Origin of the sequence: Shewanella insulae (assembly GCF_009831655.1) — a bacterium.
GTDB classification, from domain to species: domain Bacteria; phylum Pseudomonadota; class Gammaproteobacteria; order Enterobacterales; family Shewanellaceae; genus Shewanella; species Shewanella insulae.
On sequence record NZ_WRPA01000001.1, the window covers coordinates 522,415 to 540,991 of the forward strand.

Sequence of the window (18,577 nt, forward strand, 5' to 3'; positions counted from 1 at the left end):
TGATGTTGGTCTATCCTCAAGCAAAGCCATTGAAAATGTGTGAAAAACAAGCATAAACTAGGCGAGAATATCGAATTATGCCGATAATGTACGCCGAGCATTGGCCCAATACCCCAGATGCCCTAGAATGGCCACAGAACAACGAAATGGATAAGTGATCTCATGCTGTATTTGGTGCAATCGAATCGAATGGAGGCTTTGGCGGAGCTGCTCGCCAACGAGCTGCAGACGCCCCTTCCGGGTCAGTCGCCCCTAAGCAATGAGCAGATCTTGGTCCAGAGTCCCGGCATGTCCACCTGGCTAAGGCTCGCCATCGCCGAGCAAAACCAGGTCGCGGCGGCACTAGAGTTCCCGCTGCCATCGAGCTTCATCTGGCAGCTCTGCCATCAACTGCTGCCCGATGTTCCCAAGGAGAACGCCTTCACCAAACCGGCCATGACCTGGAAGCTGATGGAGCTGCTGCCAGCTCTCTTGTCTCAGGAGGTGTACGCCCCCCTGGCTAACTATCTTAAGGACGATGCCATACTCACAGACAGTGCGGCGCCGCACTCGTTAAAACTGTTTCAGCTATGCTGCCAGATCGCCGACATCTTCGACCAATACCTGGTCTATCGCCCCGACTGGATCTTGGCCTGGGAACAGGGCGAGGATCGCCTGCCCCCCAAGGAGCGTCCGCTAGCGGCCAACCAGCAGTGGCAAAGTCTGCTGTGGCGCGAGCTTATCCACTACAATCATCACACGCTGAACCAGAGCCGCTACCATAGGGCGAACCTGCATCAGGCGCTGTTTGATGCCTTAAGCGATCCCCAGTGCGATCTTAGCAGGTTGCCGCCACGCCTGTTTGTCTTCGGTATCTCCTCCATGGCGCCGCAGACGCTAGAGGTGCTTTACTTTTTGGCCAAGCGAATCGATGTGGTGATGCTCAACTTAAGTCCCTGCCAACACTATTGGGGCGACATAGTGGATCCTAAGCTCAGGGCACGAATGGCGCTGCAATATGGCGACAAGCAGCAACTCACCATCGATTGGGAGAGTAAGCTCGAGGTGGGAAATCCCCTGCTGGCCAACAACGGTAAGATGGGCCGCGAGCTGTTAGATCTTATCCTGGAACTGCCGGAAAACGACACCAACTTCAACTTCGAGTGCTATCAAGACCCGGGCGCTGATACTTTGCTGCACGGCGTACAACAAGATATCCTCGAGCTCAGCACCCGCGGCGAGACCTTGGGGCCAGACGCCGGACTCTATCTCACCACCAAAGGCAGACGGCTACTCAACAATAATGATGATTCCCTGACGCTCAGGAGCTGTCACAGCCCGCTACGGGAGCTTGAGACACTACATGATCATCTGCTCGAATGTCTGTCGCAATCGGATGGTCTTGCCCCCAAAGATATCGTGGTGATGATGCCGGATGTGGCGGCCTACGCCCCCTACATAGATGCGGTATTCGCCTCGAAGCGCGGCGTTCATTTTATCCCCTACGCCATTGCCGATCGCGGCGCCGCCCAGGAATCACCGCTGATCAACAGCTTCCTGCACCTGCTGGGCCTTAACAAGAGCCGCTTCGCGCTGACGGACATCCTAGGCATACTCGAGGTGCCCGCCGTAATGCGTCGCTTCGACCTGGACGATGATGATCTCCTGCTCATCCGCCGCTGGCTGGAGCAGGCAGGCGTGCGCTGGGGACGGGATCAGCATAGCCGTCAGGCCCAGCAGCTGCCCGCCTTCGAACACAACTCCTGGGCCTTTGGCATCAAACGACTGATCTTAGGCTATAGCTTCAGCGATGAGGCGCCTATCTATCATGACAGCCTGGCGCTCCCAGGCGTCGAGGGGCAATCGGCTCAGGCACTGGGTAAACTGCTTAACTTTATCGAGGCGATCGACGAGTTTAATCAGGCGCTCGAAGAACATTGTGCCTTAAGTGTACGCATCACTCAGCTGCAGACCCTGGTGGAGACATTCTACGAATGCGTCGATGAGGAGCTAAACCAGAAACAGGAACTACTGCAGGCGATCACCCGCCTGAGCGAGGAGCTCACAGCTACACAGTATCAAAGCGAACTCGAACTCGAGGTGATGCAGAACTGGTTTACCCGCCACCTCACCGAGTCCCGGGTGGGGCAACGTTATCTGGCCGGTAGCGTCAACTTCTGTACCCTGATGCCGATGCGATCCATCCCCTTCAAACTGGTCTGTCTGCTGGGCATGAACGATGGCGTCTATCCCAGGGTGCAGCACCCGGTCGGCTTCGACCTGGTAGCCCAGGAAGGGCCGCGCAAGGGTGACCGCTCCCGCAGGCTGGATGACAGATACCTGTTCCTCGAGGCGCTACTCTCTGCCAGGGAGCAGCTCTACATCAGCTATATCGGCCATAGCGAGCGGGATAACAGCGAGCGCATCCCCTCCATGCTAGTATCAGAACTTATCGAATACTGCCAGCTCTGCTACCTGCCAGAATCCTGCGCTCACCTGCTTAATGGGGCTAATGCAGACGATACCAGCACGGCAGATATTACAAAGATCGAGCAGGCCATCTTAGATCAGCTAATCATCACCATGCCGCTGCAGCCTTTCGATGAGCGCCTCTATCTGGTAGACGAGTCTGAAGGCGCAGAGTGTGAGCCCAAACGCCCTCGCCAGAGCTTTAGCGAGCAGTGGTGTCCTAGCACCCATACTGAGCTGGATAAGCAGCGTAATGAGGAGCGCGATGATGAGCAGGATGTCAAGGCGGCGAGTGCTGGTCACTTCATCGAGACGCCACTGAGTCTGGTTGCCGATGAGGATAAGGGCGAACCGCTTGAGCTCTCGGCGCTGATCCGTTTCTACCGAAATCCGGCGCAGTATTTCTTCAATCGTACCCTCAAGCTTGATCTTAATCTCAGCATACAGGCGGATGAAAACGATGAGCCCTTTGCTCTCGACCCCCTGTCTCGCTATCAGCTGCAATCAACCCTGATAGAGGATGCGGTCAAGTCTGGCGATGAGCGGCCATCGAGTGAGCTGCTTGAGCGCCTGCGGCTCTCGGGCCAGTTGCCCCTTGCGCCCTTTGATGATCTCCTGCTCAAGCAGTATCAGCACGATATTCGCGCCCTGGTCGGTCGCACCCTCTATCTGCAAGGGGAGACCTGCCATACCCAGGATATCAATCTTCTGCTGAACGATAGCGCCGCCACGGCCTTAGCGGGGCGAATCGACGGCGTCAGCGCCAAGGGACTGGTCAACTACCGGCCGGGGACGGCAAACGCCCGAGATCTGATCCGCGTCTATCTGCGTCACCTCTGTCTTAACGCTAGTCTTAATGCTAGCCTTAACGCCAGCGTCAATGCCAACCATAGTGACAATACCAACATGGAAAGCCATGAGGCGACGCCCTGGCAGCGTCACAGTTATCTGCTTGATATCGGCCATTTCCACGCCTTCGCGCCGATCACGCCCGAACAGGCGCTCAATCAGCTCTCGCAGTGGGCCGAGCATTATCATAATGGGCAAAACCAACCCCTGCCCTTCATGCCAAGAACCGCCTTTGCCTACGTCGAGGCCGAGGGAGAACATAGAGATAAGCTGCTGGCCGCCCAGCCACAGTGGCTGGATGAACAATCTAATCTGGGCGAAGGCCAGGAGGCCCACTATCAGCGGTTGTTTACTTTCCCCGATGACTTTAGCGAGGCAGGCTTTGGCGCCATCGCCAGCACACTGCTCTCTCCCATGCTGAGTCTCTATCACAAGGCACCACTGAGCGAGTTGGCCGATTTCGTGGAGGGCCAATAGGATGGCGACACAGACACTGGATCCCCTAAGCCTGCCACTGTTGGGCACTCGCCTCATCGAGGCCAGCGCAGGTACTGGCAAGACCTACACCATCGCCGGGCTCTATGTGCGCCTGCTGCTGGGCGATGCCCAGCGTGCACCGTTAAGCTGTGAACAGATCCTGGTGGTGACCTTTACCAACGCCGCCACCCAGGAGCTTAGGGACCGTATCCGCAAGAAGATCCAGCTGGCCTACCGTGCCTTTCTCGGCATGGAAGTGGACGATCCGCTGATCAACACCCTATATTCAAAGGCCGCGCCCGAGGCGCGCAGTCAGGCGCTGAAACGCCTTGATCTCGCGCTCAAGTCGCTGGATGAGGCGGCCATTTTTACCATACATGGTTTCTGTCAGCGCATCCTGTCGGACATGGCGTTCGAGTCATCATTGCTGTTTGAATCCGAATTTACTCTGGATGACAGCGAATATCTGCACCATGCGGTGCGCGATTTCTGGCGTGAGGCCTGCTATCCGCTGCCCGCTTATCTGGCGCAGATCATCAGCAACAAGTTTAGCGATCCCGATGGCCTGACCAAGCAGTTAAGGCCGCTGCTCGGTGCCAACCAGGCCAGCGTCTCGCCGACACCCGACGCCTTTAGCCAGGTATCGGAGCGCCTGAGTCAGAGCCTTTCGAGACTCAGGCTTATCTGGCCACGCGAGCGCGATGCCACCCTTGAACTACTCAAGGCGCTGCCGCTCAACGGCACCCGCTTTGGCAAAAAAGATCAGGGCTATCCCAAGCTAGAGACCCTATTCGCCGCCATGGATAACTGGGCGGCTCATCCGCTCTCCCTGCCCGACAACAAGGTACTGGGCTCACTGGCCTTAAGTGGCCTCAAGCTCAACAAGGGCGGCGAGATCCCAACATCGGAGCAGGCGCCGCTACTTGCCCATATCGAGCGCGTCACAGAGACAATAGACACCCTAGTGCCTAGCTTCCTCTATGGCGCCCGCGATGGAATAAAGGCCCGTTTTGCGGCGCAGAAACAGCTTAAGAATCTGCGCACGCCGGACGATCTGCTGATCGCCTTGGCCGATGCCCTGAGCGAGGAAACAGATCAAGAGCAGGCCCTGGCCCGTGCCATCGCCAAGCGCTTCCCCATCGCGTTAATCGATGAGTTTCAGGATACTGACCCGCTGCAATATCAGATCTTCAGCAGTATCTATCAAGGCCAGCAGATCTCAACCGACAGCGACCTCGGCCTCTTGATGATTGGCGACCCCAAACAGGCGATCTACGCCTTTCGCGGCGCCGATATTCACACCTATATTCATGCCAGGGGCCAAACAGAAAACCACTACAGCCTGGACACCAACTACCGCTCCAGCCGGGCCATGGTCGAGGCGGTCAATCAGTTATTCTCGAGAAGTGATGATCCCTTCATCAGCCAGGCGATCCCCTTTGAGTTAGTCAAGCCCTCACCCATGGCGGCGGACAAACGCCTGATCGAGAAAGTATCCCAGACGAGCGCGCTGCGGCTTAAGCTACTCAGTGAAGACCCCAGCGCCGGACTCAATAAGGCCAGCGCCCGTAGCCAGTTGGCGGAAGATGCCGCCAACGAGATAGCCAGGCTACTCAACGAGGCGCAACGCGGCGAGTGTCTGAAACAAGATAAGCCGCTCAAGGCAAAAGATATCGCCGTGCTTGTTCGTGATCGCAACGAGGCCGCCTATATCAAGTCGGCGCTGAGTAGCCGGGGGATAGGCGCCGTCTTTCTCAGCCGCGACAGCGTATTCGATACCCTGGTGGCCAAGGAACTCGCCCTGGTGCTGCTGGCCATCGCCAATCCCAAGGATGAGCGGGCGCTGCGTAGCGCCATGGCTACCGCCCTGCTTGGCTATGATGCCCAGGCGATCCATGCCTTTAACCTGGATGAAGATGTGCGTCAGCAGCAGCTCGAGGCCTTCGACAACCTGCATCAAACCTGGCTCAAGCGCGGGATCATGCCCTGCATGATGGCATTGGCGGCCGATACCCGCCTCATAGAACGCCTGTTGGCTAATGATGAGGGACAACGCCGCCTGACCGATTTCAGACACCTGGGCGAACTGCTGCAACAAAAAGCGATGGAGCTCGACGGCATCAGCGCCCTGCTCAACTGGTATCAACAGACGCTGATCGAAGTGAGCAGCACGGAAGAGGCCCAGCTCAGGCTGGAGAGCGAGCAGAATCTGGTACAAATCGTCACCATACACAAGAGTAAGGGTCTGGAATATCCCATCTGTTTCCTGCCCTTCGTCAGCCTGGCCAGGGACAATCGCCGCAAGCCGGCACCTATGCTCTATCACGAGCAAGATGACCTGGTGTGGGATATCGACCAGAGCGACGAGGGCTGGGCCAAATACAAGGCGGAGAATCTCGCCGAAGATCTACGTCTGCTTTATGTGGCACTTACCCGCCCCGTGCTGGCCTGCTACTGCTATATCGCCAACCATTCGCGCTTCACCAAGCGTGACGGAATCAACAGCCAGTTATGTGAGACCGCCATAGGTTACCTGCTTGGCATAGAAACCAAGGCCTGCGAGTTTGCCGACATTCAGGCCGCCGCCCGGGCGCTGGTGAGCGAGGCGATCTCGGTCGACTTGGTGGACGGCGACGCGCCCAAGCTAGACTTTGATCCTATCGACACTGCAGTTGCCGTCAGGCTGGCGCCGAGGCCACTTAGCCGCAGGCCCGAGATCCCTTGGCGGGTGGGCAGCTACTCAGGCCTGGTGAAACACTCGGCTCACGAGCAGGTCAGCCCAGGCATGGGCGATGAGGCCTTTCCCGAACTTGAACAGTTAGTCACACAAAGCGAGCAGCTGTCACGATTTAGCTTCGAGCGCGGCGCCAACGCGGGGAGTTTCCTCCACTGGGTGCTGGAGCAGATAGACTTTACCCAGGCCGATACCAGCCTACACAATGAACTGCCCAAGGCGATGGAGCGCTTCGGTATCGATAGCGAGTGGCAAGCGATGCTGCATGCCTGGTATCTGGATCTGCTGCATACCCCCCTCGATGGTGAGGCGCTGCGTCTGGCGAGCCTCAGCCAGGCGCAAAAGCTGGTGGAGATGGAGTTTTATATGCCCATAGGCCAGTTAGGCGCCACAGAGCTTAATCAGCTGCTCAGTGATTATGGTTATAGCGCCGCACTGAACTTCGAGACCCTACAGGGGATGCTCAAGGGCTTTATCGACTTAACCTTCGAATACCAGGGCAAGTTCTATATCGCCGACTATAAATCCAACCATCTGGGGGATCACCTGAGTCACTATGAAAAGACCGCCATGCAGCGGGCCATCGCCGGTCACCACTATGACCTGCAATACATCATCTATAGCCTGGCGCTGCATCGCTACCTCAAGCTGCGTCTGCCCGGCTACCAGTATGAGCAACATGTGGGGGGCTGTTACTACCTCTTCCTTAGGGGCATGTCGGCCCAGTCGCCAGATACCGGCGTCTTTTACGACAAGCCACCCTTTGCGCTGATCCAGGCCCTGGATACCCTGCTCAGCGTGGCTGACGCCAGTGAGTCTCAAGCTAAGTCACTAGCAAAGGCTCAACCCAGCTCGCAAACAGACAGTCAAACTAACTCGCACTCAGGCCCAGCACAAGGAGAGCTAGACCTATGATCCAGCTAGCACAGCCACTTAGCCAGCTCCTTAAACTCTGGCAGCAGGAGGGGCTGCTAACCCCACTGGATCGCCACTTTGCCCTGCAGATGCGCTCCCTACACAGCGATGGCGACGATCTCTTTACCCTGATCTGCGCCCTGCTCAGCCGTCAGCTATCTCAGCAACACACCTGTCTGCCCCTGACTCAGATAGACAGTGACAACCCGCTGCATGAACAGCACCCTCAGTGTCAGCTTGAGCTGTCCCCACAGGCGCTGGCCGAGCAGCTGACTCAATATCAAGCCGTTAGCCCGGCCGATGGTGAGCTAAACACCCCCTTGATCCTCGATGGCGACAGACTCTACCTACAACGTTACTACCAGTTTGAAACTCAGGTAGCCGAGCGTCTCACGCGCCTCAATCAGCCTCTCACAGTTGCGGCGCCAGACAAGGTGGCCAGCATACTGAATATATTGTTTGCCGGTCAGGCCGAGAAGCCCGATTGGCAGAAGATAGCCACCGCCACCGCCTTTAGCCAGAAGCTGGCGGTGATCACAGGCGGACCAGGCACGGGCAAGACCACCACAGTGACCAAGCTGTTGCTGCTACTCTGTTTAGAGCAGCAACTCACCATCAAGCTGGTGGCGCCAACGGGTAAGGCCGCCGCTCGCCTGAGCGAGTCGATCAAGGCATCCAAGGCGAGACTAGCCCAGGAGCTGGCCTCTTATGGCGATGAGTTGGATCTAGAGCAGCTTAAGCAGGTGCCAGAAGAGGCGGCTACCCTGCACCGTCTGCTGGGGGTGATCCCAGGCTCCCACAGATTCAGGCACCATAAGGACAACCCCCTCAGGTTGGATCTCTTGATCCTCGACGAGGCCTCCATGGTGGACCTGCCCATGATGCACAAGTTGTTAGAGGCGCTGCCGGAACACGCCAGGCTTATTCTACTTGGCGATCAGGACCAGCTCGCCTCGGTCGAGGCCGGCGCCGTACTGGCGGATATCTGCGCCGGGCTCAAGCAAACACAAGCCCAGAACCTTGATAGTCAACAGGCCAGTGGCTGGCGTATGCGCTACTCACAAGCTAAGGCCGCACTGCTCAGTCAACTGACCAATGAAGATCTCGGCGCCTATATCGATGCACGCCCAGCACTTGGGGATAGCCTGGCCATGCTGATGCACAGCCACAGGTTTAAGGGTGACGCCGGCATCGGTCAGCTGGCTGGCGCCGTCAACCGCCGTGATCTGGCGGGCATATTAAGTGTCTGGCAGAGAGGTTATGGCGAGCTTAGCTGGCTGGAGCATCAAGTCACAACCCAGGGCAACCCAGGGCTCACGGCCTTAATGGCTCAGAGCGTCGACAAATATCGTCCCTATTTGAACTTGGTCAATCACCTAGCCAACAAAGAACAGGCTGGTGAGCTAGATGAAGAGCTGGCTGCAGAAGTAGATCAACAGCTGGATCTGGACGAAATGGCCAACCAGATCATCGCTTGCTTCAACGACTACCGCATCCTGTGCGCTATGCGCGCCGGCGAGTATGGCGTCGAGGGAATTAACGCGGCGGTCACCCAGGCACTGAAGGATGCCCATCTCATTCAGCCCTCCAGCGAGTTTTACGCCGGACGCCCCATCATCATTCAGAGCAACGACTATAACCTTGGGCTGTTTAACGGTGATATCGGGGTGATCCTCCCGGGTCACGGTCCCACCCGCCGCCTGATGGCCTATTTCGTTCAGGCCGACGGCAGCCTGCTCAAGGTGCTGCCCGCACGCCTGCCCAGCCACGAAACCTGTTACGCCATGACGGTACATAAGAGTCAGGGCAGTGAGTTTCAGCAGGTCGCCTTCGTCCTGCCACCAAGGCCCAGCGTGGCCCAGCGCCAATTGCTTACCAAGGAGCTGGTTTACACCGCCATCACCCGCGCCAAGGGACACTTTAGCTGCCTTGGCAGTCAGGCGGTGTTTGAAGCGGCCTGCAGTCAGGCAACCCTCAGAGCCTCGGGTCTGGCACAGAGGTTGTGGCCAGCGTGAGTCAAACCCTATCCCAGCTGCTCAACAAGAGCCCAAGCGCCCACCCGAGGGCATTAGTGGTTGGCAACGGCATCAATCGCTATCGCCCTAAGGATCAGCGCCCCAAAAACCTGCATGCCGAGCAGGCCAATGGCATTAACGCCTGGGATGAGATGCTGGTTCACCTTTGGCGTGCCCATCGGGGTGATGAGGTAGCCAGCATCCCTGTAGGCATTGCCCTCACAGAGTTTTATGACGCACTGGACCTCATCAGTAATAAGCCCAACAAGCAGCTGCAGAAAGAATTTTGTAACCTGATGGCCAGCTGGCAACCCCAATGTCAGCACCAACGACTGATAGCCTGGGCCGAGTTGAACAACACGCCTGTGCTTACCACCAACTTCGAACAGACCCTCGCGAAAAGTCACCAACTTAGGCTACATCACCTGCAGGCCAAACACTTTACCGACTTCTATCCCTGGTCCAGTTACTTTGCGAAGGCGCCCATCGTCTCACCCACAGAGGAGTTTGCCATCTGGCATATCAACGGCATGCAGAGATATGCCCGCAGCGTGCGTTTGGGGCTTAGCCATTACATGGGGGCAGTAGACAGGGCCAGGGATATTCTGCATCAGGGCCACCTAGGCGGCGGCTTTAAAAAGGCGTTAAAGGAACATTGGCGCGGCAACAGCACCTGGCTCAACATCTTACTGCACAACGAACTGGTATTTATCGGACTTGGCCTGGAAAGCAACGAGATATTTCTGCGTTGGCTGCTTATCGAGCGCGCCAAGCTCTATAAGGCCTTTCCCGAGCGCAGGCGCGAGGCCTATTATGTCTACGCCGGTGAGCCTATCTCTCAGGGGCATAAGTTGTTTCTCGAGGCGGTAGGTGTGACTGTGCTCCACCAGTCCGATTACGAGGCGATCTATGAGGCGCCCTGGGCCGAGCATTAGGCGGCGACAGGTCATGATTTCGGCCACAAAATGCCCGGTCAGACATTAAGCTTTCTTTAAGCTGCAACCAAGGCTTGCATAAAAAAATCAGCACGTCATAGTGAGCATGGAAAACGATACTGAGTCGAAAACGGAGACCCGATGAATCCGATCAATCTTTTACTTTTATGTGGTGGTGGCGGTGATGAACACGCCATCTCCCTACTGTCGGCCAACTACTTCGAGACCTCGCTGGCAAAACTTCCCCACCTGAATGTGCTGCGGGTCGAACTCGATGCCGAGGGGCAATATCAGACCAAGTCAGGTGAGCGCTGTGAGCTGACCAACCGCCGAGAGATCCGTTTCGAAGATGAGAGCCAGGCGCCCTGGCCGGTGGATTATGTGATCCCCTGTATTCACGGCTACCCTGGCGAGACAGGCGACATTCAGTCCTATTTCGAACTCATAAACCTGCCCTATTTCGGCTGCGACGACGAAGGTTCGCGCAACTGTTTCAACAAGATCACCGCCAAGATGTGGTTTAGCGCCCTGGGGATCCCCAACACGCCATACCTATTCCTAAATCAACTGGACGAGCAGGCGATTGCCCAGACCACAGAGGCGCTGGCCAAGTGGGGCTCAGTTTTCGTTAAGGCCGCCTCCCAAGGCTCCTCGGTGGGCTGCTATCGGGTCGATGATTCAGAGCAGATCCCCGCCATTTTGGCCGATGCCTTTCAATATTCGCCCTATGTGGTGGTGGAGAAAACCATTCAGGCGCGGGAACTGGAAGTCGCCGTCTATCAATATCGCGGCGAAACGGTCGCCACCCTGCCGGGCGAGGTGATCTGCGCAGGCGATACCTTCTACACCTATGACGAGAAGTATGCCGCCGACAGCAAGGCCACCACTCGAGTCGTGGCCGAGGTCAGCGATGAGATAGCCCAGCAGATCCGCAACTATGCGGTGAAGGTATTCGATGGAATGAAACTCAGACACCTGTCGCGTATCGATTTCTTTCTCACGCCAGAAGGCGAGATCTTACTCAACGAGATCAATACCTTCCCGGGCCTTACGCCAATTTCTATGTTCCCTAAGATGTTAGCCAATAATGGCGATGACTTCAGCGAATACCTAAACGAAGCCATTCTGACAGGGCTTAATCGCTAAACTTAGATTTAGCCATCAAAAAAGGGAGCCTAGGCTCCCTTTTTTATTCGGTGCAGCGCGTTAACGCGCTGCTTTTAGACACAGATTCAATTAGGCGTCTAACAGCTTTGAGCTTGAGATCTCAATCTTGCGGGGCTTTAGGGCCTCGGGGATCTCACGCTGCAGATCGATATTGAGCAGGCCGTTTTCGAGGTCGGCTCCAATCACGGTCACATAATCGGCCAGCTGGAAGGTGCGCTCGAAACCGCGCTCAGCAATACCCTGATACAGGTATTTGCGTTCGCTGTCCTGCTCCGCCTTGGTGCCTTTCACCACTAACTTATCGCCTTCACTGGTGATATCTAACTCTTCCATCGCAAAGCCGGCCACCGCCATGGTGATACGATAGCGATTCTCGCTCAGCAGCTCGATGTTGTATGGGGGATAACCCGAGTTACCCTTGTTCGATGCAGCATGCTCGGCAAGCTGGGCTAAACGATCGAATCCAATGGCACTACGGTATAGAGGGGTCAAATCATAATTACGCATAGGTATATCCTTGTATTAAGCAATATAGTGGTTAGTGGCCGACCAAAGTTCACACGATATGTTTCGAATGAGTTGCGCCGCGCCTTGTCGTGATATCACCGAGCAGCCCAAAGGCACTGCCATAACAAGATCAACATCTTGGGTAACATCAGGGGCCTCGATGAGCGCCCCATACTCACTATATGTGGATAGGCATTTCAGATTTCAAGGAAGAAAATAAAAAATTTTTGATGACCAGGGACAATGCGCTGATACTGCAATGAGACAAGCTTAATGCATAAAAAAAGCAGCCAAATGGCTGCTTTTTTAAAGTTTAGCTTAACGCTATTTAGATTAACGTTGACAAGCCAATGGACTGTTGCTGTTCAAGAACTGAATATCACCGGCAACGGGTGCATAGTCAGCGGCCTTGATGGCACCTACACTCTCGATGTAAGTCGCCAGTACTTCTGCATCGACATAACCTGTCATAACAGGTGTCAATGCTGGGTAACCGTCACCGCCAGCGGCGTTATAGCTAGGTACGGTAAAGGTGTATGTCGCGTCGGCCGCGTAACCCTTACCATTGATGTCGCTGATCGCTACTGTCTTAGCTTCACAATCTACGTCCATCTTGATACCAGCAAGCTGAGGATAAGCACCAGAACCTTCTGCACCAATATCAACAGTCGCCACAGCATTCAGGTATTCTGTGATCTCGGCACCAGTCATGGTGCTCAGAGTGATAGAGTTACCGAAAGGTTGAACGGTCAGCACGTCTTTGTAGGTAATTTCGCCCGCTTCGATAGAAGCACGCACACCACCTGAGTTCATCACCGCGAAATCAGCACCGACTTTAGTGCGTTGTGCTTCGGCGATCAGACGACCCATGTTGGTCTGCTGAGTACGAACCACACCACGGTCACCTTCAAGCTTATCATCGGTAGAACCGATCACTTTAAGCAGCTCTTCCTGACCCTTGTCTTGATACTGTTGCAGTACTTCCAATACGGTTGCATCAGGCGTAATTGCTTCGCCGATCAGAACGCGCTCGCCTTCTTCGTTCTTCTCCTTCAAGTTAACAGGAATCAACTTGTAGCTTGCCAGGTGTAGTTCACCGTTGAAGTATTCGAAGTTAGCTTGACCCACATACTTGCCCCACTCGTGAGCCTGCATGATGTAGGTACCATTTTGTTCGTCTGGCTTACAATCGGCACCCGGCTTGAAGTTTGGATCGTAGGCGTTGCCTTCCATACAAACTGGGTTCTGAGAGTGACCACCGATCACGGCGGCCAGATCGCCAGCTTCCATTGCACGTGCTAGTGCAACATCGCCTGGGGCATTGTTACCATTAGCACCATCTGCATAGTGACCCATGTGAGTGGTTGCAAAGATCAAGTCGGCTTCATTAGCTGCCTTGATATCTTTAATCACTTTCTTCAACTCTTCTTTAGGATCGGTAAACTCAAGACCGCTGATAAACTCAGGGTTACCAATCTTAGCCGTGTCTTCGGTTGTCAGACCAACCACTGCGATACGCAGACCATTTACGTCAAATACCTTATAAGCATCGAAGTAACGCTTACCTGACGCCTTGTCATAGATGTTCGCCGCTAGCATTGGGAACTCTGCCAGTTCACGCTGCATGTCAACAACAGAGAGTGGGTTATCAAATTCGTGGTTACCAACGGCCATTGCATCGTAACCAATCAGGTTCATACCAACAAAGTCAGGACGCGCATCTTGCAGATCTGACTCAGGTACACCTGTGTTAATATCACCACCAGAAAGCAGCAGTGTCTCGCCGCCATTGGCTTCAACCTCTGCGCGGATCTGATCGATCAGCGTCTTACGAGCCGCCATGCCATACTCACCATATTTGTTTTCGAAGAAACGACCATGGTTGTCGTTAGTATGAAGTACGGTAAATACAGTACATGCATCGCCAGCTTCGGCACATGTTGTTGGTACCTTAGTGGTATCATCGTCACTGCCGTTACAGCCAGCAAGTGCAGCCACAACAGCCGTAGCGACTAATCCTTTTAATAGCTTATTTGTCATTACATCAACCCCTAGATTATCTTTTTTATTAACCATCATAATTTTTGACAGCGAACGTCATAATCTCGCCGCGAAATATAATAGCAAACAATATCTAGAAAATGTGGCATTTTTATGAACAAACATAGGGCAAATGTTTATTTTAAAAGCGTTTTACGCCCCTCATTGTTCAGGTGTCAGAACAAGCTAAATTAAGCCGCTTGACCAAAGTGATTAATTAAAACGAACGCCTAAGGTTATTTTGTTGCAATTTTATTAACTTGCAGAAGTAATCTAAAAAATAGAGATACTCCCTATATACAAACAAGCCCTTGCGTACCTAGATCACAAAATCGGTAAATATTTCACACTAGATCAACCTTATCTAAAGCAGTAAAACTTAATGCAGCTTGATTTGATGATTTTTCAAACAAAAAAGTGGCTATTTACGTGCACTTGTTAAGATCTGGTTACGACGTAACTGAGCTAAAAACATTCGCCAATTGATTGACGTGATCTCAAGCACACTCCTTAATCCAATAAAAAAGGGGCGCCAACTGGTGCCCCTAGCTCGTTTCGATAACCTTACTTCAAATCAAGCCAATAAAATAAACGCCTTATTCACTCAGACGCGCCTTAAGCCACTGCCCAATCTCCTGAAGTTGATTCGGCAGTACGCTGTGCCCCATGGGATAGGTCTGCCACTGCGTCTGATAACCTGCCTTTGAAATCAATTCAAATGCCGAGTGGCCCAAGGCCAGCGGAACCACCTCATCTTGCTCACCGTGTTGCTGTAGCAGCGGCGTGTCCCGGTTCGCATCACTCAAGTTATCGGGCAATGCATTGCCCGTGGGCAGGTAACATGAAAGCGCCATAATACCCGCCAGCCGCTTGGAGAAGCGCAGCCCAGTAAACAGGCTCATGACGCCACCTTGACTAAAGCCGGCCAAGACTATCTTGTCGCTGGGCACGCCTGAGGCTATCTGCTCCTCAATCAGCGCGGTGATCGCTAGCTCGGACGCTAGCACGCCGGCCATATCTGCGCGGTTGTCTACCTCCATCCCCTTGATGTCGTACCAGGCAGGCATTACATAACCTTGGTTGATCGTCACAGGCATGCTTGGCGCATGGGGAAAAATGAAGCGTACGCCGAGCTCATCGGGCAAGCCCAGTAGCGGCACCACAGGGGCAAAACCTGCGCCTGAATCACCTAGACCGTGTAACCAGACCACGCAGGCGCGGCACTGGGATTGAGGTTCTATTGTGATCCGCTCTAACGGCAGTTGAGACATAGGGTTTCCTTTATTACTCATTTCATTATGTGTTCATGTGCGGCCGATCATATCAGGAAGCCTTAATACCCCCAACTATTCGATAAAGTCGAATAAAAAACCCCAGTTTTCGCGCTTTTTTATCCGGTTCTGCGACTGTTACACTGAACTCAAGGATGCATTCAGCTGAGGCAGAAACAGATGGGACTACTACAAGCAGGCCAATGGGTCGATAAATGGTATGACACAAACAAGAGCAAGGGCGCGTTTGTACGGGAAGATGCTGCTTTTCGCCGCTGGATCAAGGCACCAACCGCTGATGAGCCTGCGCCCGAATTTAAAGCCGAGTCGGGGCGCTACCATCTCTATGTGTCGCTTGCCTGTCCTTGGGCGCACAGAACCCTTATCTTTCGCGAGCTGAAGTCTTTGCAGGCCCATATCGGTGTCACCGTCGTCGAGCCCCACATGCTAGGCAATGGCTGGGAGTTTAGCGGGCCGAAACAAAGCGAACTTGCCCAGCATATCGAAGGCAGCGAAATCGACCGACTTAACGGTAAAGATTATCTCTACCAGATCTACCAGCTAGCGAAACCCGACTACAGCGGCAGGGTGACTGTGCCTGTGCTGTGGGACAAGCAGACTCATACCATAGTCAGTAACGAGTCGGCGGAGATCATCCGCATGTTTAACAGCGCATTTAATGAGATAACAGACAATGGACTCGACTTCTATCCCACCTCACTCAGGGAGGAGATCGATGAGATCAATCACTGGATTTATCATAAGATCAATAATGGCGTATACCGTGCGGGTTTTGCCACTAGCCAGACGGCCTATGAGCATGCCTATGATGAACTGTTTGAAGCGCTAGATACCTTAGAGACACGCCTTAGCCGGCAGCGCTATCTGGTAGGCAACCAAATTACCGAAGCCGACTGGCGCCTGTTCACCACACTAATACGTTTCGACGCCGTCTACGTAGGCCACTTCAAGACCAATCGCAATCGCATCGGCGACATGCCGTCGATTCAAGCTTATCTGAAGGAGTTATACCAACACCCAGGTGTTGCTAAGACAGTTAATTTTGAGCATATCAAGCAGCACTACTATTTCAGCCATGGGCAGATCAATCCGACTCGTGTTGTGCCCAAGGGCCCCAGGTTAGATCTCGACTCGCCCCATGGCCGTGACGAGCTTGGCCACAACTAACGCTGCGGAGGTTGACTTGTCCACGACGAACTTATCCACGGCAAGCATCGCCGTTATCGGGCTGCATAAACAGTAATAAATGCGGGGTAACCCAACCTCAATTAGTCGATATCAATACCGAGACACTCGGCGATATCGGCTAGCTGGTTTGCATCGTCTAAGGCAAGGTGCCAGCGCACCGCGCCCCCATCCGCCACCATTATGTTGCCCGCACTGAGCATACGCAGATCATCGACCATGGCATAGAGGCTGACACCAGAGGACAACTTTACCAGCACCTCTTGGGGTGAGACGATCACCCTTCCCCCAGAGAATTCAATTACCATAAGCTCTTACTTCAATAGACATAATACCAATCCTAGTATTAAAACGTCCGATAACGGCGTTATTATTTTTGATTGTAAAATAACTACTTATCGAAAAATCATGCCTTGTTCTCGAATTTTTTTCCTACGCAACTTCTGATCACTTACTTACCATGATTGGTATAAAAAGACCCAGGAAAACCCGGGCCTCTATGGTTATTCAGGTGTTCACCACTATTCGAGTGGTGGTGACCATTCTAGTGGTGATGACCACCGACGCCGTGGGCGTGTCCATGGGCGATCTCTTCGGCAGTCGCCTCGCGAGCATCGACAACCTCAAGATCGAAGGTCAGTTCGCGACCCGCCAGCGGATGGTTGATATCCACGGTGGCCATAAATTTACCCACTTTGAGTACAGTCACCTGGCGCTGGCCCTGCTCGGTATTTATGATGGCGCGCATGCCTGGCTTCCACGCTTTCGCGCCTTGCAGATGCTTGATCGACACGCGCTGCTCACCGTTTTCGTTACGCACGCCATAGGTTTCTTCTGGTGGCAGGGTGACGGAAAACTTCTCGCCCACAGCCTTACCTTCCATCGCCTTCTCGACGCCAGGCATCATGTTGTCATGCCCATGTAGGTAGGCAATAGGATCTAATCCTTCATTGGTTTCGAGCACTTCACCCGCTTCATCGCGTAAGGTGTAGTTAAACTGCACGACCATATCGTCTTTAATGCTCATCAAGCGTCCTTAGTTAGTCTCTTTTCTTCAAGTGGGCGAAGCTTAGCAAAACTTCCCCCGAGGCGCTACGCCTGTTAAGTCTTGCCACCCGGCACTATGGCCAGATGCTCTATCTCGCTTAAGATGGTGTGATTCTTAAGGGCCAGCTGACACACGCCGCTGCGGATCTGATGCTGGGCCGAGCAGTCAACGCTCCATTGCCGCAGCAGATAACCGGCCAGGGCGGCGCGGCAGCTTAGTACCAGCTCACCCTCGCTCATCTGATAATCCAGCGCAATCGCCTCGGGGTGCGTCAGGCTGGGATGGGGAATCAATACAAGGCTCACCAGCTTCTGCCAGTAGCTATCTTTGTCTTGCAACTCATGGTCGAAGGGCTCGGTGGCGCTCTGAGTCACCGCCTTGAAACGGGTCACCACAAAGTCGGTAAACACCTGATGGGTGCGGTCGAAACAGCGCACATGCCAGCGCTGACCATTATTCACCAGCGTGTGGGGCACTAGCTCTCTCTGGGTCTCGCCCGATGACACAGATACATAGGTCACGGCAATCGCCTGCTTATGGGCGATGGCGCGCATTACGGCGGCGATGATATTGGTGTCTGGATGAATAAGCTGCACCGCATCCAAACAAACTGTGCTTGGCATTATCGGATGAGATAGCCCATCGCCAAAGCCATTGGCCAACCCATGAAGGATCGCCTCTGGATCATGGTCAAACAGGGGGCTAAACTCGGCGCGCCTATGGTAGCGCTTGGTCTGATGCACCAGCTCCATGTTGTGGGGCGCCAGATCGCGGTAACTGGCGAAATCCCGGGTCGCTGCCGCCAGACCTGTGGCAAATTTAGCGATCAAGTCCTGACGCGATACCTGACCAAAATACTGCAAACTAAAGTCGATAAACGCCAGACGTTGCCGCTGGGCAAAGGACAAACTCTCCATCGCATCCATAAAGCTACCTTTATTGCCACTCGTTAAATGCTGTCATTA

General features: G+C 54.2%; 12 protein-coding genes. 6 read left to right on the plus strand and 6 right to left on the minus strand.

From position 1 onward, the window contains the following. The first annotated feature begins 162 nt into the window (after positions 1-162). The 5 genes from recC to GNT65_RS02335 all read left to right on the plus strand — a co-directional run bounded on the left by recC (position 163) and on the right by GNT65_RS02335 (position 11,519). Positions 163-3,774: an exodeoxyribonuclease V subunit gamma gene (gene recC, locus GNT65_RS02315; protein WP_160793489.1), complete on the plus strand. Its 3,612-nt coding sequence runs from the start codon at positions 163-165 to the stop codon at positions 3,772-3,774. A 1-nt stretch (position 3,775) separates the two neighbouring features. Then, on the plus strand, positions 3,776-7,423 hold the full coding sequence (gene recB / locus GNT65_RS02320; protein WP_160793490.1) for an exodeoxyribonuclease V subunit beta: 3,648 nt from the start codon (positions 3,776-3,778) through the stop codon (positions 7,421-7,423). Then, the gene (recD, locus tag GNT65_RS02325; RefSeq protein ID WP_160793491.1) at positions 7,420-9,438 is read left to right on the plus strand and encodes an exodeoxyribonuclease V subunit alpha; all 2,019 of its coding nucleotides are present in this window, start codon (positions 7,420-7,422) and stop codon (positions 9,436-9,438) included. Before recB ends, recD begins: the two co-directional genes overlap by 4 nt. Then, positions 9,435-10,373, plus strand: a complete 939-nt coding sequence (locus GNT65_RS02330) for a hypothetical protein (RefSeq protein WP_160793492.1) — start codon at positions 9,435-9,437, stop codon at positions 10,371-10,373. Before recD ends, GNT65_RS02330 begins: the two co-directional genes overlap by 4 nt. A gap of 141 nt (positions 10,374-10,514) precedes the next feature. Continuing rightward, on the plus strand, positions 10,515-11,519 hold the full coding sequence (locus GNT65_RS02335; protein ID WP_160793493.1) for a D-alanine--D-alanine ligase: 1,005 nt from the start codon (positions 10,515-10,517) through the stop codon (positions 11,517-11,519). Positions 11,520-11,609: 90 nt separating this feature from the next. On the opposite strand, the gene GNT65_RS02340 is transcribed toward GNT65_RS02335, so the two are convergent. The 3 genes from GNT65_RS02340 to GNT65_RS02350 form a co-directional block, all read right to left on the minus strand. Continuing rightward, the gene (locus tag GNT65_RS02340; protein ID WP_160793494.1) at positions 11,610-12,047 is read right to left on the minus strand and encodes an Hsp20 family protein; all 438 of its coding nucleotides are present in this window, start codon (positions 12,045-12,047) and stop codon (positions 11,610-11,612) included. Between the two features lie 333 nt (positions 12,048-12,380). Beyond that, a complete protein-coding gene (gene ushA / locus GNT65_RS02345) occupies positions 12,381-14,087 on the minus strand; it encodes a bifunctional UDP-sugar hydrolase/5'-nucleotidase UshA (RefSeq protein ID WP_160793495.1) in 1,707 nt (568 codons plus the stop codon). A gap of 596 nt (positions 14,088-14,683) precedes the next feature. Further along, positions 14,684-15,358 carry an alpha/beta hydrolase gene (locus tag GNT65_RS02350; RefSeq protein WP_160793496.1) on the minus strand — a complete coding sequence of 225 codons (675 nt, stop codon included), beginning with the start codon at positions 15,356-15,358 and terminating at the stop codon, positions 14,684-14,686. Between the two features lie 180 nt (positions 15,359-15,538). Between GNT65_RS02350 and GNT65_RS02355 the strand changes: the two genes are divergently transcribed. Further along, positions 15,539-16,546 carry a glutathione S-transferase family protein gene (locus GNT65_RS02355; RefSeq protein ID WP_160793497.1) on the plus strand — a complete coding sequence of 336 codons (1,008 nt, stop codon included), beginning with the start codon at positions 15,539-15,541 and terminating at the stop codon, positions 16,544-16,546. A 101-nt stretch (positions 16,547-16,647) separates the two neighbouring features. Here GNT65_RS02355 and GNT65_RS02360 read toward each other — a convergent pair whose 3' ends face one another. The 3 genes from GNT65_RS02360 to GNT65_RS02370 all read right to left on the minus strand — a co-directional run bounded on the left by GNT65_RS02360 (position 16,648) and on the right by GNT65_RS02370 (position 18,538). Next, positions 16,648-16,872 (minus strand): DUF3389 family protein, encoded by a 225-nt coding sequence (locus GNT65_RS02360; RefSeq protein WP_160793498.1) that lies wholly within the window; start codon positions 16,870-16,872, stop codon positions 16,648-16,650. 236 nt (positions 16,873-17,108) lie between these two features. Further along, positions 17,109-17,591 carry an FKBP-type peptidyl-prolyl cis-trans isomerase gene (locus GNT65_RS02365; protein ID WP_160793499.1) on the minus strand — a complete coding sequence of 161 codons (483 nt, stop codon included), beginning with the start codon at positions 17,589-17,591 and terminating at the stop codon, positions 17,109-17,111. Positions 17,592-17,665: 74 nt separating this feature from the next. Then, positions 17,666-18,538 carry a WYL domain-containing protein gene (locus GNT65_RS02370; RefSeq protein WP_160793500.1) on the minus strand — a complete coding sequence of 291 codons (873 nt, stop codon included), beginning with the start codon at positions 18,536-18,538 and terminating at the stop codon, positions 17,666-17,668. Positions 18,539-18,577 lie beyond the last annotated feature (39 nt).